This is a genomic window from Novosphingobium sp. KN65.2 (assembly GCF_001368935.1).
Lineage (GTDB): Bacteria > Pseudomonadota > Alphaproteobacteria > Sphingomonadales > Sphingomonadaceae > Novosphingobium > Novosphingobium mathurense.
The window spans coordinates 1-18,278 of record NZ_CCBH010000200.1 but is presented as its reverse complement, the minus strand read 5'-3'; the positions used below and the strand labels follow the sequence as shown (position 1 = coordinate 18,278).

Sequence of the window (18,278 nt, the reverse complement as noted above, 5' to 3'; positions counted from 1 at the left end):
ATCGGATCGCAGGGGCGCGGCGCACCTGTCGCTTGGTCAGCCTGCTCGACGATCCCAGCTGTGCGGCCATGCTCGCTCAACGTGCCTGTGTTGCTCGCGCGCATCCCTACTCATCGTTAAGCTAGTTGTTCGCGCAATGCCCCGACCCTTAGCAACGGATCGGCAAGTCTCGGTCAGGGGCTGGCCATGACAGTGTCCCCGGCAACAATCCGCAAAGAGAGTGCCGTGATCGCAGGTCAACATAACGAAGAAGTTCATGGCTTTGGGAGAGCACGGATGAAGTTCGGGGGAGGACAGCACAGTCTTCGTATGGCGGGGCTGGCGTTTACCGCGTTGACCCTTGGGGGCGCACTGATGTTCGCTGGCAGCGGTCTGGAGGCTGCCGCGCCGGCAAAGGATCAGACCGTAGCCGCCGACAGCTATCGCGACGTGAGTTCACTGCCGGCAGGGACCGAAGCGAAGGGCAGTGCGATCTGGAGCGGTACGTGTGCCGCCTGTCACGACACCGGCATGGCGCGCGCGCCCGCCCGGATCATTCTCCAGCAGATGACGCCCGAAGCTATCTACAAGGTCCTGACCAGCGGCGTTATGGCGCCGATGACTCCTTCGCTCGATGACCGGGAGAAGCGGGTCGTCTCCGAATATATCGCCGGTCGTCCCTTCGGCTCGACCAAGGCCGCAGCCATGCTAAAGTGCGAAGGCAAGGCGGAGATCTTCGATCGTTCTGCGCCAACCAGCTATCCGTACTGGGGCGTGGATAAGGGCAACACGCACTTCATCCCCGATGACAAGGCCGGGATTTCGCCTGAGAACGTGGGCGACCTGGAACTGAAATGGGCGATTGCCATTCCCAACGCTACGCGTGTGCGCTCGCAGCCCGCCTTTGCAGGCGGAGCAGTCATTATCGGCGGACAGGACAATACGGTGCGAGCCTTCGATGAGAAGACGGGCTGCCTGCGCTGGTCTTTCGAAAGCGATGCCGAAGTGCGCACCGGCATCGTGGTGCAAAGCTGGAACAAGGACGACGCGAAGGCCAATCCGCTGGCATTCTTCGGCGACGTTACCGGCAACGCCTATGCCATAGAGGCATTCACCGGGAAGCAGGTCTGGAAGATCTCCGCCGATGACCATGCCTCGACGACCCTGACCGGTACCCCGGCATTCTACCAAGGCGTGGTCTACATCCCGGTATCCTCGCTTGAGGAAGGAGCTGCTTCGACTGCGGGCTATCCGTGCTGCACGTTCCGCGGCTCGATTCTTGCCGTGGATGCGGCCACCGGCAACACCAGATGGCGGACCTATCTCGTCTCCGAGCCGCAGGAGGGCGCGCCCGGCGTGACCGAAAAGGCCTTGCTCGGGCCCTCGGGTGTCCCCGTCTGGTCCGCACCGACGATCGATGCGAAGCGCGGCCGGATCTACGTGGCGACGGGAGACAACTATACCGGTCCCGGCACCGATCTCAGCGATGCGCTGGTCGCTCTCGACATCGATGCCGGTGCCATCGCCTGGCACTATCAGGCCCTGGGCGATGACGTGTGGAACGGAGCTTGCGAAGAGTCCGACCGGACGAACTGCCCCGTGGAGGATGGACCCGACTTCGACTTCGGCACTCCCCCGGTGCTGGCCGAGACGAAGGATGGCAAGGAGATGATCCTGCTCGGCCAGAAATCGGGCATAGCCTATGGCGTCGATCCGGACAGTGGCAAGCTGGAGTGGAAGAACCAGGTCGGTCGCGGCGGTGTCGTTGGCGGAATCCATTTCGGCATGGCAGCGGCCGGCGGCGTCATCTTCGTGCCGGTATCCGACGTTCCCGATGGCAATGACTATGACCTGCAGCCGAGGCCGGGCCTCTACGCGCTGGACATCGCGACGGGCCAGTATGTCTGGAAGGCGCCTGCATCCGACGTCTGCGACGGCAAGGCGCTATGCTACCCGGGCTATTCCGCTGCGATCACCGCGACGCCCGGACTCGTCTTTGCAGGGGCGAATGACGGACATGTGCGCGCCTATGCGACTGCCGACGGTACGGTCCTTTGGGATCTCGATACCACGGTCGACTACCAAGCCCTGAACGGGGTGACCGGCCACGGCGGATCGATGAGCGGCGGTTCCGCCCCCATGCCACATGACGGAATGCTGTTTATCACGTCGGGATATGGCTTCGCTGGCAAGATGCCGGGGAATGTCTTTCTCGCCTATGGTCCCAAGGAAAAGTGAGCGTCTATTGCCCGCTGGGTTCGGCACTCGGGAATGCTCTAGGTCCGGCTCAAGCGGGTGCCTGCTTCAATCGAACCAGGCCCCGCCATTCACGCTGACAACGCTGCCCGTTGCATAGCTTGCGTCATCGCTTGCGAGGAAGGCGACCGCACCGGCAACTTCCGCAGGGTCGGCGAGGCGCTTCATCAGGCAGTCGTCGGCGATGCTCTTCTGGGTCTCCTCGGGGATATGCGCATAGAGCGGCGTTCGCGTGGCCCCGGGATTGACGGCATTGACCCGGATGGCCCGCTCCGCCAGCTCGCGCGCCATCGCACGGGTCATGCCGATGATGCCGGCCTTGGCCACGCAATAGGGAATGGGCCCGTTGCCATTCGACGCTGAGGTAGAGGCGATATTGACGATAGACCCGCCAGTGCCATCGCGCGCCATCAGTCGTACGGCGGCCCGACTGCACCGGAATGCACCGTTCAGCGTGATGTCGAGGACACGGGCCCAGGCGGCATCTTCGCAATGGATGGTCTGGTCTGCGTAGACGGTCGGCTCTTCGCCCCCGGAAATCTGCGCAAGGCGTTGAGCCTGCGCGGCATAGTACTTGTCCATGCCGTCGCCCGGAACGCTGCCGAGCCCGGCATTGTTGACAAGGATATCGACGCCGCCGAATGCCTCGTCCACCTGTGCGAAGGCGCGGTCAACCGATCCGCGGTCGGAAATGTCGCAAGCAATGCCGATGTGCGGGGTGGGGAGAACGGCTGAAGCTCTTTTCGCATCGAGATCGAGGATTGCAACCCGTGCGCCTTCCGCAGCGAGGCGCCTGGCTATGGCTTCGCCGATGCCTTGCGCACCGCCGGTGACCACTGCTCGCCTGTTCTGAAGTCTTTCCATCCTTGCCTCCATCAGTCCTCGACCTCGGGTCGCCAGGGCACACCGTTGATATGGCCGCCGCCATCGGCAAACATGGTATTGCCGGTGTAGTAGCCGCTGCTCTCGCTCGCCAGGAAGACCGCAAGCGGGCCTATGTCCTGCTGCGCATCGCCAAAGCGTCCGGCTGGAATGTTTTGCAGCAAGGCCTTGGTCATCTCGGGGTTGGCGTCGAAGTAGGCCTTGGCCTGCGGGCTGAGAGCCGAAGGGCAGATGACATTGGCGGTAATGCCATGTCTGCCCCATTCGGCTGCGGCAGTGCGGGTGAGGGCGCGGACGGCTTCCTTGCTGGCATTGTAGGCCGCAGTGAAGAGGTGTGCGTTGACGCCATTGAGCGAGCCAAGATTGATGATCCGGCCGAACCCCTGCTTCTTCATTGTCGGGAAAGCGGCGCGCATGGCCTGGAACACGGAGAAATAGTTGAGCGCGAAGGAGCTCTCCATGTCTTCGTCAGTGTGGTTCTCCAGTCTCTTCGGAAAGCTTGCGCCAGCGTTGTTGACGAGGATTTCAAGTCTGCCGAACCGTTCCACGGTCTCGTCGACCATGGCGTCGACTTGCTGGCGGCTGGTCACGTCGGTCTGGATGAAGAGGCTTTCGACGCCATAAGTGTCGCGCAAGCTGGCGGCTTCGGCTTCGCCCTGCTGCGCATTGCGCTGCGCAATGACGATGTGCGCTCCAGCCTCGGCCAGGGCCCTTGCAATGCCATTTCCCACGCCTTGGCCGCCGCCGGTGACAATTGCGACGCGGCCATCGAGTATCCGGCCCATCAGACGGTTCGCCCGATGGCGGTGAGTTTAGAAAGACGACGCGGTTCGAAGTGCTTCGTGCGCGCCGGGGTATGTCCCGTTGTATTCATGGTCCTCTCCATCGGGGCCGACAGTGTGGTCGTGCGATGGAGGGATCTTGCCCGATCGGCGATTGCTTTGAATGGCGGATTGGCTCAAAGGTTATGGGAAAATGGCTCAAAAGTCGAAGCGCCTCTCCATACCGGCTCCGCGCCGCGCGTCGATTGCGGTCGCGCGGGAATTGCTCGGCTATGTCGTCGAAGCCGGCGGCAATGCAGACGCGTTGCTTGACCGTGCAGGACTGCCCCATACCGCGACGGCCATGCTTGATCCCAAATGGAAGGGCCAGCTCTCGCGGTTGCAGTTTTCGGCGCTCTATGCCGAGGCGGTCTGGGCGCTGGATGCGCAAGCGGCGCATCAGGAAGAGCGTGAGCCACTGACCAAGTCCCAGTTCGATCTGTTCTGTCACTGTCTCATCACTTGCCGAACCCTGCGAGACGTCATTGCGCGCGCTGCCGCCTTCGAAGCCATGCTGGGGCCACGCATGGCCGCTTTAACACTCAGCGAACGTGACGGCGTGGCAGAACTGACCATGACGACCAAGCGCACCAAGCGCAACGTCAGCGCCTATGTCTCGGACCTGACCGGGCTATCGGCGCATTATCGCCTGTTCAGTTGGCTGCTCGGGGTGAATATCGGCCTGCTGTCTGCGCACCTGCGCTATCCGCGCCTTGTCAGCCGCGAATGCGCGTCTCGCTTGATGCTGCACCCGGTCATTCACGATGCCGCCGGCAACACACTGCGGTTTTCATCGTATTATCTCGACCTGCCGGTGATCCGCACGCCCGCGGAGCTTGAGCAATTGCTGCAGCGTTTTCCCTTTGACCTCGAGGAAATCCTGTCGCGGGAGGCCCCCCTTTCCGAACGTATCGGCGTCGTAATTCACTCGGCCCTGTCGCGGGGTCTGAAGCTGCCGACCGGGGCAGCGATCGCGCGTCAGTTTCACATCAGCCCGGCAACGCTCAAGCGCAGGCTCGCCGACGAGGGCGTTACCCTGCTTCAGCTCAAGAATGCGTGCAGGGGAGACGTGGCGAGGGTCTTGCTCGCCAATCGGGAACTGTCCATCAGCCAGATTGCCCAGTGGACGGGTTTCAGCGATTCCACCACGTTCAGCCGGGCGTTCCATCAGTGGACCGGCAGTTCGCCGGGCGCCTGGCGACAGCGGAGAACTGCGCCAGACGAACAGCGAATTAGGCCTAATTCCGCTCCGGGAGCGAAATCGTGACACTGTCCACTGCACCACCCGAAATGGGGTAGCCGATGCGATCTGTCGGTGGATAGGCGGCGACCGATGATCCGCGATCCCGGCCGACATCGAATGTCTCGTCGATCGTATAGACCCCGGTCGTGCTGGCGTGCAGGCGACCGGAGCCAACCGGTTTGCCATCCACGGTCAGCGCGACGTTCCCGCCCTTGCCGTAACCACCGCCGTCATAAGCGAAGTCGATCGCGATGGAGTGCGATCCCGGCTTGAGCGGTGTGTCTGCCTGCAGGTTCAGCGTCTGCAGGTCGAACAGGCGATAGGTGAAGACCGGGCGCGACTGTTCATCCAGCCAGAGCGACCAGCCTGCCGAATGCCCGCCCAGCGCAGCGATGACGCCCTTCGCTGTCTTGCCGGCTTCGATCTTTGCCTCGATGCGCCATGACCGGTTGGCCATTTTCGGAAGTGCGGGTTCGGGTATGGCCTGCGCCGTGCCGGGATAAGTCACGCTCCTGCGACCTGCCGCGAGTTCGGGAAGGCCGGAGCGCAGGTGCTGCCCTTCGATCGGAAGAACGTCGTTGCGTGCAGCTTCGGCAAGGAAAGCGGCCTGCATCTGCGCCAACCGGGCCGGCTTGCTGTCGGCGAGGTCCAGTACCTGGGTTGGATCGGAATCCAGGTCATAGAGGCGCCACTCGTCCTTGTCGGGCGATGGCGCCATGGGGTTGAAGCTCTTCCAGGGCAGGCGGCCATGATCGGCTGCGGCGAACCAGCCATTCTCGTAAAGTGCGCGGCTGCCGAAGACTTCGAAGTACTGGCGGGTGTGCCGCTCCGGAGCGTGAGGCGCATCGAAGCTGTAGATCAGGCTGGTGCCGTCCATCGACCGCTGCTCCACTCCGTTGACGACTTTGGGTGCGGCAATGCCCGCGGCTTCCAGGATCGTCGGAGCGATGTCGTTGACGTGCCCGAACTGGTTCCGGCGCTGTCCCTGTTCATCGGCGCCGATTTTCTCCGGCCACGAGATGACGAGCGGATTGCGGATGGCGCCGAGCCATGCAGGCATCGCCTTGCCCCACTGGAACGGCGTATCTGCGGCCCAGGCCCAGCCGGAATTGACATGGGTATAGGACCGCGCCGTTCCGGCATCGCCTATGCGGGCGAGCTTGGCCGCTTCGTCCTGCGGCAGACCGATGAGCGCACCAAGGTAGTTCAGGCTGCCAAGCAGCCCGCCTTCGAGGCTCGCGCCATTGTCGCCCACCATGTAGAAGACCAGGGTATTGTCGAATTGGCCGTCATCCTTGAGCGCCTGCAGCACGCGGCCCACTTGCGCGTCGGTGTGGTCGAGGAAACCGGCGTATGCCTCCATCGTGCGCGCCGCGAATGCCTGTTCTTCGCGCGAGAGCGAATCCCATGCCGGAATTTCCGGCGGACGGGGTGGCATGCTGGCATCGGCGGGGAAAAGGCCCATCGCTTTCTGGCGGGCGAAAGTCTGCTCGCGCAGCTTGTCCCAGCCCATGTCGAAGCTGCCCTTGTACTTCGCAATATAGGTGTCCGGTGCCTGGATGGGCGCGTGAATGCCGCCAGTGGCGAGGTAAAGAAAGAAGGGATGGTCGGGCCGCAGTGCCCTCTGCTCGCGCATCCACGCGATCGAGTGGTCTGCAAGGTCTTCGCTCAGGTGGTAGCCCTCGCGGCGGGGCTGGTCGACCGGGGCGGTTCCTTCATAGAGTGTGGGCGTGAACTGGTCGGTTTCCCCGCCGAGGAAGCCATAGAAGGTGTCGAAGCCTTCGCCGGTCGGCCAGCGGTCGAAGGGGCCGGCCCGGGAGGCTTCCCAGTCCGGGGTCTGGTGCCATTTGCCGAAGGCGCCGGTTGCATAGCCGTGCTGGCGCAAGACTTCGGCGATGGTGGCCGTGTCCTTGCGATGAAAGCCCGAATAGCCCGGCCGCGCATCGGCCGAGTTCATGACAGCGCCTATGCCCGAGGCATGCGCATTGCGCCCCGTCAGCAGCGAGGCGCGTGTTGGAGAACAGATCGCAGTCGTATGAAAGCGCGTGTAGCTCAGCCCTTGCTTCGCCAGTGCATCGAGCGCCGGCGTGGCGACGGGGCCGCCGAAAGTGCTTGCCGACCCCCAGCCGACATCATCCAGCAGGATCACGACGACGTTGGGTGCACCTGTCGGCGCCTGGCGCACGAATTCGGGCGGCGCCGCCTGCGGCATTTCCTGCGCGATGGCGCCGATGGGCAGGGCGAAGCCGCAGGCGCCGGCCAGCAGCAGGGGCAGCATGCGGCGCGTGGCGCCGTGGTTCTTCTTGGCCATGTCTCTCCTCGCTTATCGTTCTGATTTTTTCCGTCGCGCCCTGTCCCGATTCAGCGATCTTCTCGTAGGGGTGGCATTGCGAGCCCGCGGAGGAACAGTCTTGCGCATTCGCCGGAATAGCTGTCGCGCTGCGCGGGTTCGGGAACGGTCGTGAGTGTCATGAAGCGTGCTGCGAATGTCGCCAGGACGTAAAAGGCCCTTATCGCCGCCGAATTCGGCTTTGGCAGGCCGTGTGTTTCCAGCAGCGACGTCAGCGCCCTGCCAGCAACGGCAACCCGCACGTCGTAAAAGCGGGCGGCAAGGTCCGGGACGAGATCGCTCTCCTGGATCAGGAGGCGATGAAGCGCAATGTTCTGAGGCATGAGATGCCAGTCGAGGACCTGCCTGGCGAGCGCCGCGAGCGCGGTCTGCGCATCGCCAGCCAAGTCCGCCTGCAATGTGACCTGGCTGGTCGTGTGGATCTCGCGTTCGACGACATGGCGCAGGAGGTTCTCCTTGCTACTGAAATGCCGGTATACGGTAGCCGTGCTGGACTGCGCGGCAGAGGCAGCCCGGTTGATCTTGGCAGCCGGAAAGCCATGCTCGAGAAACTCGGCCAGCACGGCGTCCATCAGGCGTTGGACTTTTTCGGGAGAAAGCCGGACGGCAACTTTGCTCTCGATCGCTGGGGGCAGAGGCGCATCCGTCAGGTTCGCAAGGTCCATGTCGTCGATTTCGGCCATGCCTGCATAGCCGTGCAGAAACAGCTCGATCGCGGACCGGACGATTGCCTGGCGCGCTATTTCTGCGGGTAGCGGCGTTCCCAGGAAGTATCGGCTGCCTTGGACCGCGAGACCGCCGAAACGGCTTGCAGTCAGTAGCGGGTCGGCCTGCTGCAGGGTGCCGTTGTCCATCAGCGTTTCGAGGTAGTCGGCCAACTTTCGCGACCTGGCGATGCGGTCTTCGTGGAGTTCGTCGGCCAGTTCGGGAAAATGGGTGGCGGCGACGATGCTGGCCCGGAACAGGCCGAAGTTGACGGCGTCGGCAAAGCCCCTGAAAAGACCTTCGCCGAACTCGGACAAAGTCTGCTCGACGTTCGTCGAAGGCTCGACGAATGCAAGCCTGGAGCGGCCCATGTCGAGCGCGTCGCGAACGGCGGCCTCGAACAGCGCCTGCTTGTTCGGGAACAGTTCGTAGATGCTTTGTTTGCTCATGCGGGCAACGGCGGCGATCTGATCGACGCTCGTGCGTTCGAAGCCGATTTCGAGGAACACTTCGCCTGCCGCCTTCAGGATCCTTGCGCGGCTCGCCGTCAGCCTGTCGGACTTGCGATCATGATTTTCATTCATGAGCCGGTTCCTAGCAATGAAACTGTCCCGTGCGTCAATGCGCTGCCAGTGGGCCGGGCACGCCGCGCTTGCCCGGTTCGACGTCGACCCGGATGATGTGTCCCGTGAACTTGCCGCCCGGCGCATAGTCGTCGGTAACGGGAGTGTCGGCATCGAAGCCGATGTCGAGTGTGTCGGTCATTTCCGGAAGCTTGGAGATCGTCCGCGCAATCCGGCCCCGGGCTATCTCGCGCTCGTCGGCGCGTATAATCATCTCGCCGCCGCCATTGGCGCCTCCGTCATAGGCGAAGTCGAACACGAGGTTGGTTGTGCCTGCCTGCAGGGGGTGGGTCGCGGCCACCCGCGATTGGTCTCCTGCCATTTGCGAAGCTGCCATCAGGGCGACCGGACGGCCATCCTTGAAGTAGAAGCTCCAGCCGCCGAAACGGCTGCCGAGCGACAGCACGGCGCCATTGGCAGCTTCAGGCAATACGACCTGTGCGGTAATGCGGAAGCTGCGTGCCAGCAGTCCGGCAGTGTTGACGGAAGGGTTGCCGGTTCCCGCACTCCAGTACGTATAATTGCTGTGTTGCGGTTGCTGGGCCTGTGCTGCGCTGAACCGCGCGAGGTTCAGCCGATTGTCCAGGGGATAGACGTGGTTCTTTTCGGCCTCGTTGCGGAACAGGGCCTGCATTTCCTTCAGTTTCCCGGGTTCACGGGCCGCAAGATCGTGTGCCTGGGAGAAGTCATGCTGTAAGTCGTAAAGCTCCCAGGCATAGTCGGTCGGCAGCGTCGATCCGTCGCCGCGCCTCCAGGGCTTGTTGACGGGCGAAGTGCTCGCCAACCAGCCGTGGTCGTAGATGGCACGGTTGCCCATCATCTCGAAATATTGGCGTTCGTGCCGTTCCGGCGCCTTGGGAGCATCGAAGCTGTAGGTAAAGCTGATCCCATCCATGCGCTGCTGGTCGACGCCATTGACCCTCTGAGGGGTGGACACACCGGTCGCTTCGAGGATCGTCGGAACGATGTCGGTGACGTGTGTGAACTGCGACCGGATTCCGTGAGCCTGGATTCGGTCGGGCCACGAGACGACAAGGCCGTTGCGCGTGCCGCCCAAGTGCGAAGCGTATTGCTTGAAGAGACGAAAGGGCGCGTTGGTTGCCCAAGCCCAGCCATACCCGTAGTTCGAAATGGTCTGTGGACCGCCTACCTTGTCGAGATTGGCCAACAGCGACTGCACGTCTTCGGCCATGCCGTTGACGAATGCAGCCATCGGGTTCGTGCTGCCGTTCGGACCGGCTTCAGCAGCGGCACCGTTGTCCCCTTCGATAAACATGACCAGCGTATTGTGGCTCTCGCCCATACGGTCGAGTTCGTCGAGCACCCGGCCGATCTGATCGTCCTGATAGGCGAGCATTCCGGCATAGGCCTCCATCATCCGCGCATTGATCTTGCGCTCGTCCGGGCTGAGATCTTTCCAGGCCGCGATGCCTTCCGGCCTTGCCGTATTGACGGTGCCTCGCGGAATTATTCCCATCCTGACCTGGCGCGCGTAGGTATCGGCGCGCACTGCATCCCACCCTTTGTCGAACTTTCCACTGAACTTTGCGATCCAGTCTGCCGGGGCCTGAACCGGGGCGTGGGTGGAGCCGGTAGCGTAATAAACGAAGAAGGGCTTGTCCGGCGCAGCTGACTTCTGGTTATGGATCCAGTGGATCGCCTCGTCTGCAAGCGACTTGTCCAGCACGCCCTCGCTCAGCGTGGGGATGGGGCTTGTGCCGCGATAGAGCGCAGGTGTGAACTGGTTCGTCTCGGCCGCCATGAAGCCGTAGAAGTATTCAAAGCCCAGACCGGTGGGCCAGAGATCGAATGGACCTGCCGGAGAAACGTCAGCTTCGGGCGCATTGTGATGCTTGCCGAACATGGCGGTATTGTAGCCGTTCTGGCGCAGGACTTCGGCGATAGTGGCTGCACTCTTCGGCATGACGTTGTCGTAGCCGGGAAATCCCGTGGAGAGATTGGCGACGATGCCGTTGCCGACCGCATGATGGTTGCGCCCGGTCAGCAGGGCCGCGCGCGTCGGCGAACACATCGCCGTCGTGTGGAAGCGGTTGTAGATGAGGCCGCGTGCAGCCAGCCGGTCCAGATTGGGTGTGGGGATCGGCCCTCCGAACGTCGACGCTGCGCCAAAGCCGACATCGTCGGTCATGATCAGCAGGACGTTGGGCGCACCTTCCGGGGCGACTGGCCGTTTGGGAAACGCAGGAACCGAGTCGGCATACGTCTCGCCGATCTTGCCTGCGAAGGGTTCTGCCGGGCTTGGCAAAACCGTCTGCGCCGCGACAGGCGCTGATCCGGCCAGCAAAAGTGCGAGGCACCCACGTGTGCAGTGTCCCATTCGCTTTTCGCGCATGTGTTCTTCCTCATCCCACATTGGGTTAATCTGTACGATTTAGTTTCGTACAAATCAATGGGTGCAATTATGGGAAGGAGGAAGGATCGCAATGCTGTGAAAGGAGTTCGTCTTATCGGGGCGGTTAATGGGGTGTCACGGTGCGAACCGCTTTGTTAAGCGGGCATGGACGGAGACAGGAGAATGGCCTTGAAGGTCGCGGTGTTCAGCACGCACGCCTATGACCGCGAATTCCTCGATCTGGCTAATGCCGGAGCAGGGGGACACGATTTTTACCTATCTGGAACCCAAGCTGGACCCGAGGTCGGCCGCCCTCGCTGCCGGGCATGAGGCCAATTGCGCTTTCGTCAACGGTCACCTCGATAAGGAACTTCCGCAGGCGTTTGGGGCCAATGAAACAAGGCCCGCGCGGTTGTCGCAATGCCTGCTGGAACGTGAAGTCCCGCATTGCCAAGGCGCTGCACGATTTCGCCGAGCGAGGCATTCTTGCCGCCAACGTTCGCCACGTCTGCGATCGCGATCTCTTCGTACCAGAGAATATCGGGCTTCGGTTCCGCTTCGGTCACAGCCCTAACCCCACAGCCGTCAGGGTGCAGGCTCCCTTACAATTGCGGGCGCCGCCAGATCATAGTGCACCATTTTGCCCCATTGCATTTGAAGCTGAAGTTGACGTTGCCGCTGTCAATTGCGTCGCGAGCTGCATTGCCGTTCGCGGGAACGCCGCCCTGGGTGAGTGACTATGGCACAAGCGAATTGACCGCCGGTGTGGATGGGGCCCAGTCCGTTATGGACAGGTCTGTTCTGAATGGCCTGCCTTAATGGAGACATGTATAAGACTGGGTGGATTGCCGGGGCTCATCGGGTTGGCTTGCGCCAGAGCATTCGGAGATTCGCCCTATCGATCCGCCTGCGTCGGACACCTTGGGCGGCCTGTTCAGTCATAAGCGTGTCGTCCGTAGAAAGGACCGAGCCGCGGTCGACCGCCTGAAGCGCATGCATCGTCCGGGACGGAGGCGCGATGCCGTGGGTTGGACCGCACAGGTCCCGACGCGGAATATCCTTCTATGGGGGGATGATCTTCGGCATGAAGGACCGTGTGGATCGAAAACACGCTATCCTACACCTTGCGACTGCAATCACGATGGATGGTGGCAATTGAAAGTTGAAGATTGAGGTCAGCATATGGCGGGTAGCATTTCAATCCCATCCGGAGCGGTCGGTAATGTCTCGCAAAGTCGGGCCAAGCCGGTGGTTAGCGCAAGGCTAGCCAATATTGACGCATTGCGCGGATTCGTAATGGTTCTGATGCTGCTGGATCACCTTCGCGAGACCTGGTTCGTGAATTATGCGGTCACGGATCCGATCAATGCGACCACCATCTTGCCTGCCATCGGATTTGCCCGATTTGCGGCGAGCTTCTGCGCACCGATCTTCGTCGCTCTGACAGGGCTTGGCGTATATCTGTTCAGCGTTCACCATACGGTGGAAGAGACCACAAGTTATCTGCTGAAGCGCGGCTTTCTGCTGATTGCGATCGAGCTTCTCTACCTTTCGCCGCTGTATTGGGGGATCGTGCCACAGCCGACTTTCTGGCTGCAGGTTATCTGGTGCATCGGTCTGTGCATGATTGCACTGTCCGTCTTGATGCGACTGCCGCGCCCCGCGCTGATTGCTTTCGGATTGATTGTGCTCTGCTTGCACAATTTGCTCGATCCGATCCAGATGACGCAGGGCGATGCCTTGTTCCCCCTCTGGGCTATCCTGCACCAGCGGGACGTGATCGCACTTCCCTTGGGTTTTGTTGCCAAGACAACCTATCCCATTCTGCCATGGCTGGGTGTGATCTCGCTCGGCTTCGGAATCGGTCCGTGGTTCCGCTCCGATACGGCGCCTGAAGTCCGGCAGCGGCGTCTGCTCCTGTTGGGCTTCGGCCTGATTGCAGCCTTCATCGTGCTGCGTCTTATCAACGTCTATGGCGACAAGCCCTGGTTTGTCGTCGAAGGTGATCCTGTCCGCAGCCTCATCAGCTTCATTTCACTGACCAAGTACCCACCGTCGTTGCTCTTCCTTTTGCCGACGCTTGGAGGCGGCGCGCTCCTGCTCGTCCTGTTCGAGCAGATCAACAATTCACGGCTGGTAGCTGCCCTTGCGGTCTTTGGTGGCGCCCCCATGTTCTTCTACCTGCTTCACCTCACGGTCTTGCGCATCCTGTACCACAGCGCGCTGGCGATCTGGGGGCCGAACCAGGGGCAGTTCTACATGTTCGACAATTATAACTGGGTGCTGGTCTGGTACGTCGCGATGATCGTACCGCTCTACATTCCGACTGCCTGGTATTCGCGCCTGAAGCGGCGTCGCAAGGACATCGCCTGGCTGAAATATTTCTAGGTCCGGCAGCGGCCTGGGGCTCCCTGTGAGTTCCAGGCTGTCGACAGACGTTGCAGACAACCGGGGCGCCGCTCAAGGCTTCCCAACCGATCGGGGGCAAGTGGATCCATTTGCCCCCGATTGCTTGAATCAGCTGTCATCGTTCAGTCTGCCGGGAGTGAGATTTGGCCGGCGGTGCGGCTATTCTGTCTTCTTTCGAACTTTATCCGGTGTCAGGCCATCCGGATCAGCCTTACCAGCGTTTCATCGAGGCTCGAAAGGTATCGTGACCGATCGGCGTTGCTGAACGGAGGCGGTCCACCGAGGTTCTCGCCCCCGGCGCGCAGGTCGGCCATGATCGCTCGCATTGCGATGGCGCTGCCAATCGACGAACTGGTGAAGGGCTTGCCGGATGGGGCGAGGACAGTGGCTCCGAGCTTCAGGCATCGGTCGGCCAGCAGGATGTCTGCCGTAATCACCACTGTGGTGGGCGTGGCGTTCTCGACGATCCAGTCGTCCGCAGCATCGAAAGCGTCGCTTACGATCTTGCGCGATATGAGCGGATCGCGCGGAATGCGGATCGGGCTGTTGCTGACTACGACGACCGGGATCTTGTAGCGGGCGGCAACCTTGTAGGTCTCGTCTTTCACGGGGCAAGCGTCGGCGTCGATCAGAATCTGCATCATGCCCTCCCATAGCGGCTCTGCGCGCAAATGACGAACCGGAGCTTGGCAGGATCCCGGACATGAGGAAGGGCCTGCCGCATAGACGTCAGGCCCCTGGTGATCGATCTTAGCCGGAGATCTTGTCGGCGGCCCATTTCGCATAGGTCGGGCGCGTCATCTGGAACAGATCTGTTGTACGCGCATACCATCCGGCGCCGTGTACGCGCGCAATGAGGCCCATTTCGAGAGTATCGACATGCAGTTTCTCCGCGTCGATGAAGGTATCGGCGATGTGGAACCGCAGCACTTCGCCAAGTGCAATGGTGGTTTGGCCCGCTTCGATGCTCTGATAGAGTCGGCATTCCATCGCTACAGGCGCGGTTGCGATGCGCGGGGGGGCGATTTGGGTCGAAGCCAGAGTCTCAAGACCAGCCGCTTCCAGTTCGTCAAACTCGGGAGGAGCGTCGATGCACGTAAAATTCATCGCCGCGCTATCGGCTGCGGATACGAGATTGACGACGAACTCTTCCGTTTCCAGAATGTTGGCGGCGCTGTCCTTGTGGCTGCCATCCGGACGACGCATCATGCCCAGAACGATGAGCGGCGGTTCGGCGCTCATCATGTTGAAGAAACTGTAGGGTGCAGCATTTCGCACACCCGTGCCTGACACCGTCGTAACCCATGCAATGGGGCGCGGCGTAATGCTGGAGCTCATCAACTTGTAGCGATCGGGCCCCGGGACATTTGAAAAATCGAATTCCATTCCTGCTTACTCTCCGGAGCGGGTGACCGCGCGACGCGGCGCGACATTGACCTTGAGTTCGAACACGTCCGGGCGGGCGTAATGCCCGACGACGTCGAAGTCATATTTGCCCCGCACGACCTCCACGGGCTCGATATCGGCGTAAAGGATCGTTTCACCTGTAAAGTCGGGTCCGGCAAGCACCTGACCGAGCGGGTCCACGATCATCGATCCCCCGCGCAGAAGGACCGTTTCCGGATCGTTCCCCAAGGCGCAGTCATAATCTGCCGGATACGCACCGCGCGTCACATGCTGGCATGCGGACAGCACGAAGCACCTGCCTTCGAGCGCCACGTGCTGCATCGAGGAGGCCCAGCTATCGCGATCATCCGCGGTTGGCGCGCAGTAGACGGTGATGCCCTGATCGTACATGGCCATTCGCATCATCGGCATGTAGTTTTCCCAGCAGATGACCGCACCGACCTTGCCGAAAGGCGTATCGAAGACCGGAAGGGTCGAACCGTCTCCGAAGCCCCAGATCAGCCGTTCCGCCCCGGTCGGCATGAGCTTGCGATGTTTCCCGACAAGCCCCTTGTCCCCATCGAAGAACAGCGCCGTACAATAGACGGTGCCGCCATCACGTTCGATCACGCCGATGACCACGAACGCGTCGGTCTGCGCAGTCGCCTCTGAAATTGCAGCCACTTCCGGGCCATCGAGGTCAATGGCCGCTTCGTGATAGGCGCGATAGTCGTCACGGCCCTGAGGCTTGCGCATGCCAACCGGGGTGCCGAACGAGGCGCCCTTCGGATAGCCGCCCAGAAATGCCTCGGGGAAGACCATCAGCCTTGCGCCGCCTGCCGCAGCCTTTCGTATCAGGTCTGCGGCCTTTTCAGCTGCAGCCAGAGAGTCGGTGGGAATCGATGAAGCTTGGACGACGGCGGCCTTGAAAGCCTCTGGCATGAAGCGCTCCTTATCCGAGAAAACGCAGGGAATCTGCGGTTGGTCTACAGCATAATAGTTGCATTTGACAGTTTATTCAATTTATTTTAGGTTTGTAGTAATTCGGCGAGGAGGCATCCATGGTAAGCCAGAGCTACGACCAGTACCGCGAAGAGATGATCGGCCGCGCAAACGTTGCGGACACACCCGAACTGGTCGCCTATTATCAGCGCCTCCAGCAGCTCGGCACGGGCGCTTTATGGACCGTTGCCAACAAGATCGAGCCATGGGAACCGGTGTCGACATCGGTGCCTCATATCTGGCGCTACAAGGACCTGCGCGACGATGTCATGAAAGCCCTTGACCTGGTGACGCCCGAGCAGGCCGGTCGCCGCGTAGTGTACCTGGAAAACCCCGGCCGCGCCGATGTGGTGGCAGCGGTTGGTTGGCTCTACTCGGGACTGCAGGTCATGGGGCCCGGAGAACTGGCTTCCAGCCACCGCCATTCCGCGTCGGCGCTGCGCTTCATCATGGAAGGGCAGGGCGCCTTCACCAATGTTGACGGTCACAGGATGACTCTGGGCGCGAATGACTTCGTGCTGACGCCCAACGGGACGTGGCACGAGCATGGCGTTTCCGAGGATGGCACGCCGTGCATCTGGCAGGACGGTCTGGACATTCCTCTCATGAACGCGCTGGAAGCGAACTTCTACGAGGTCCATCCCGATCTTCAGCAAGCGGTTTCTTTCCCGATCGACGATTCTACCGCGACCTGGGCCGGTACCGGGCTCCGTCCGGCGGGCATGGCCTGGTCGAAACCCTATTCGCCGCTGCTCAAATACGAATGGGCCCCCACTTACGAGGCCTTGACCAAGTTCGCCCGGGTGACCGATGGCTCGCCATACGACGGTGTGATGATGGAATACGTCAATCCGCATACGGGCGGACCGGTCATGCAGACCATCGGTGCGTCGATGCAATTGTTGCGCCCGGGCGAGCGGACCAAGGCTCACCGCCAGACCGGCAGCTTCGTTTACCAGTGTGCCAAGGGCAGGGGCTGGTCGATCATCAACGGTCAGAGGTTTGACTGGCAGGAACGGGACATTTTCGTGGTTCCCGCCTGGATGTACCATGAGCATGCCAATGCATCGGACAGTGAAGATGCTTGCCTGTTCACATTCAACGACCTTCCGGTGATGCGCGCGCTGGGCCTTTATCGCGAGGAAGCGCTGGCGGAAAACGACGGCCATCAACCGGTGCTTTCCTGAGTATCACCACCCGAAATCCGGAAATTATCTCAACAAGGGAAATCCCATGCGTCTCGTTACCTATCGCGCCCATGTCGAATCTGAAGCCCGGCTCGGCGCACTCGTCTCCGGCATTGGCGGCGATTTCGTTCTCGACCTGGAAACCTTCGGCGAGGAAATGGGCGTTCCATTCCCTTCCACCATGTTGGAGTTCATCGATCTTGGTCCCCAGGCAGTCGCTATCGCGACCACGCTGATTGAGCAGGCCGACGGTCTGTTCCCGCTTGGTACGGCCATTCCTTTCGCGAATGTCACTTTGCTGGCGCCTATCCCGCGTCCCCGCAAGAACATCTTCGGTATTGGTCTCAACTACACCGAGCATGTTGCCGAAAGTGCCAAGTCGCTCGATACGTCCCCGGAATTGCCGCGTCAGCCGGTGATCTTCTCGAAGCCGCCGACGAGCGTGATCGCACCGGGTGAGCCGATCCGCCACAACGGCGAGATCACGCAGCAACTTGACTGGGAAGTCGAGCTTGCCGCGATTATCGGAACGAAGGCCAAGGGTGTGAGCCGCGAGAATGCGTTGGCCTATGTCTTCGGCTATACCGTCTGCATCGATATGAGTGCACGCGACTGTCGGCGTGCCGGCCAGTGGATCTACTCGAAGGGGCAGGACACATACGCCCCGATGGGTCCCGTGGTCGTTACCGCTGACGAAATTCCCGATCCGCAGACGCTTGACCTCTCGCTGACGGTCAACGGCGTAACCAAGCAGTCGAGCAACACCGCATTCATGCTGTTCAAGGTCGATGAACTCGTTGCCGACATCTCGAAGGGCATTACCCTTGAGCCCGGCGATATCATCGCGACCGGCACCCCGGCAGGCGTCGGTGCTGGCATGGACCCGCAGGAATGGGTCTGGCCGGGAGACGTCATCGAGGCAACTGTCGAGAAGATCGGATCGCTGACGCACTCCATCATAAAAGCCTGATTTTACGAGCTTCCATATGGAAGAATGACCACTCTCACCAACTTCAAGGGGCCTTGCGAGGCCCCTTTTTTTGTCTGCAAACGGCTAGGCGAACAACAAAAGGGCCCCCCCC

The 18,278-nt window shown here is 61.4% G+C and carries 14 protein-coding genes; 5 read left to right on the top strand and 9 right to left on the bottom strand.

Going from position 1 to position 18,278, the window contains the following annotated elements:
- Positions 1 to 276: 276 nt before the first annotated feature.
- A complete protein-coding gene (locus SPHV1_RS21305) occupies positions 277 to 2,217 on the top strand; it encodes a PQQ-binding-like beta-propeller repeat protein (protein WP_231634801.1) in 1,941 nt (646 codons plus the stop codon).
- 66 nt (positions 2,218 to 2,283) lie between these two features.
- Here the strand turns inward: SPHV1_RS21305 and SPHV1_RS21300 are convergent, their stop codons facing one another.
- On the bottom strand, positions 2,284 to 3,099 hold the full coding sequence (locus SPHV1_RS21300; RefSeq protein WP_054948026.1) for an SDR family NAD(P)-dependent oxidoreductase: 816 nt from the start codon (positions 3,097 to 3,099) through the stop codon (positions 2,284 to 2,286).
- 11 nt (positions 3,100 to 3,110) lie between these two features.
- Complete coding sequence (locus tag SPHV1_RS21295; RefSeq protein WP_054948005.1) at positions 3,111 to 3,902, bottom strand: SDR family NAD(P)-dependent oxidoreductase; 792 nt, start codon at positions 3,900 to 3,902, stop codon at positions 3,111 to 3,113.
- Positions 3,903 to 4,092: 190 nt separating this feature from the next.
- Here SPHV1_RS21295 and SPHV1_RS21290 point away from each other — a divergent pair, with 190 nt between their 5' ends.
- Complete coding sequence (locus tag SPHV1_RS21290) at positions 4,093 to 5,205, top strand: AraC family transcriptional regulator (RefSeq protein WP_197277767.1); 1,113 nt, start codon at positions 4,093 to 4,095, stop codon at positions 5,203 to 5,205.
- On the opposite strand, the gene SPHV1_RS21285 is transcribed toward SPHV1_RS21290, so the two are convergent.
- The 4 genes from SPHV1_RS21285 to SPHV1_RS21270 form a co-directional block, all read right to left on the bottom strand.
- The gene (locus tag SPHV1_RS21285) at positions 5,177 to 7,492 is read right to left on the bottom strand and encodes an arylsulfatase (RefSeq protein WP_082431101.1); all 2,316 of its coding nucleotides are present in this window, start codon (positions 7,490 to 7,492) and stop codon (positions 5,177 to 5,179) included. The genes SPHV1_RS21290 and SPHV1_RS21285 overlap by 29 nt on opposite strands.
- A 50-nt stretch (positions 7,493 to 7,542) precedes the next feature.
- The gene (locus SPHV1_RS21280; RefSeq protein ID WP_054948003.1) at positions 7,543 to 8,820 is read right to left on the bottom strand and encodes a TetR/AcrR family transcriptional regulator; all 1,278 of its coding nucleotides are present in this window, start codon (positions 8,818 to 8,820) and stop codon (positions 7,543 to 7,545) included.
- 34 nt (positions 8,821 to 8,854) lie between these two features.
- On the bottom strand, positions 8,855 to 11,212 hold the full coding sequence (locus SPHV1_RS21275; RefSeq protein ID WP_054948024.1) for an arylsulfatase: 2,358 nt from the start codon (positions 11,210 to 11,212) through the stop codon (positions 8,855 to 8,857).
- A 347-nt stretch (positions 11,213 to 11,559) separates the two neighbouring features.
- Positions 11,560 to 11,778: a PEP/pyruvate-binding domain-containing protein gene (locus SPHV1_RS21270; protein WP_054948002.1), complete on the bottom strand. Its 219-nt coding sequence runs from the start codon at positions 11,776 to 11,778 to the stop codon at positions 11,560 to 11,562.
- 616 nt (positions 11,779 to 12,394) lie between these two features.
- On the opposite strand from SPHV1_RS21270, the gene SPHV1_RS21265 reads away from it, so the two are divergent.
- Positions 12,395 to 13,600, top strand: coding sequence for a DUF1624 domain-containing protein (locus tag SPHV1_RS21265; protein WP_054948001.1), 1,206 nt, complete (start codon positions 12,395 to 12,397; stop codon positions 13,598 to 13,600).
- 212 nt (positions 13,601 to 13,812) lie between these two features.
- Here SPHV1_RS21265 and SPHV1_RS21260 read toward each other — a convergent pair whose 3' ends face one another.
- The 3 genes from SPHV1_RS21260 to SPHV1_RS21250 form a co-directional block, all read right to left on the bottom strand.
- On the bottom strand, positions 13,813 to 14,262 hold the full coding sequence (locus tag SPHV1_RS21260; protein WP_054948023.1) for a YaiI/YqxD family protein: 450 nt from the start codon (positions 14,260 to 14,262) through the stop codon (positions 13,813 to 13,815).
- Between the two features lie 109 nt (positions 14,263 to 14,371).
- Positions 14,372 to 15,007: a flavin reductase family protein gene (locus SPHV1_RS21255; protein ID WP_054948000.1), complete on the bottom strand. Its 636-nt coding sequence runs from the start codon at positions 15,005 to 15,007 to the stop codon at positions 14,372 to 14,374.
- Positions 15,008 to 15,013: 6 nt separating this feature from the next.
- Positions 15,014 to 15,949, bottom strand: a complete 936-nt coding sequence (locus SPHV1_RS21250; RefSeq protein WP_054947999.1) for a carbon-nitrogen hydrolase family protein — start codon at positions 15,947 to 15,949, stop codon at positions 15,014 to 15,016.
- 119 nt (positions 15,950 to 16,068) lie between these two features.
- Here SPHV1_RS21250 and SPHV1_RS21245 point away from each other — a divergent pair, with 119 nt between their 5' ends.
- Both SPHV1_RS21245 and SPHV1_RS21240 read left to right on the top strand, forming a co-directional pair.
- Positions 16,069 to 17,196 carry a cupin domain-containing protein gene (locus SPHV1_RS21245; RefSeq protein WP_054947998.1) on the top strand — a complete coding sequence of 376 codons (1,128 nt, stop codon included), beginning with the start codon at positions 16,069 to 16,071 and terminating at the stop codon, positions 17,194 to 17,196.
- Between the two features lie 46 nt (positions 17,197 to 17,242).
- On the top strand, positions 17,243 to 18,166 hold the full coding sequence (locus tag SPHV1_RS21240) for a fumarylacetoacetate hydrolase family protein (RefSeq protein ID WP_054947997.1): 924 nt from the start codon (positions 17,243 to 17,245) through the stop codon (positions 18,164 to 18,166).
- Positions 18,167 to 18,278: the final 112 nt, after the last annotated feature.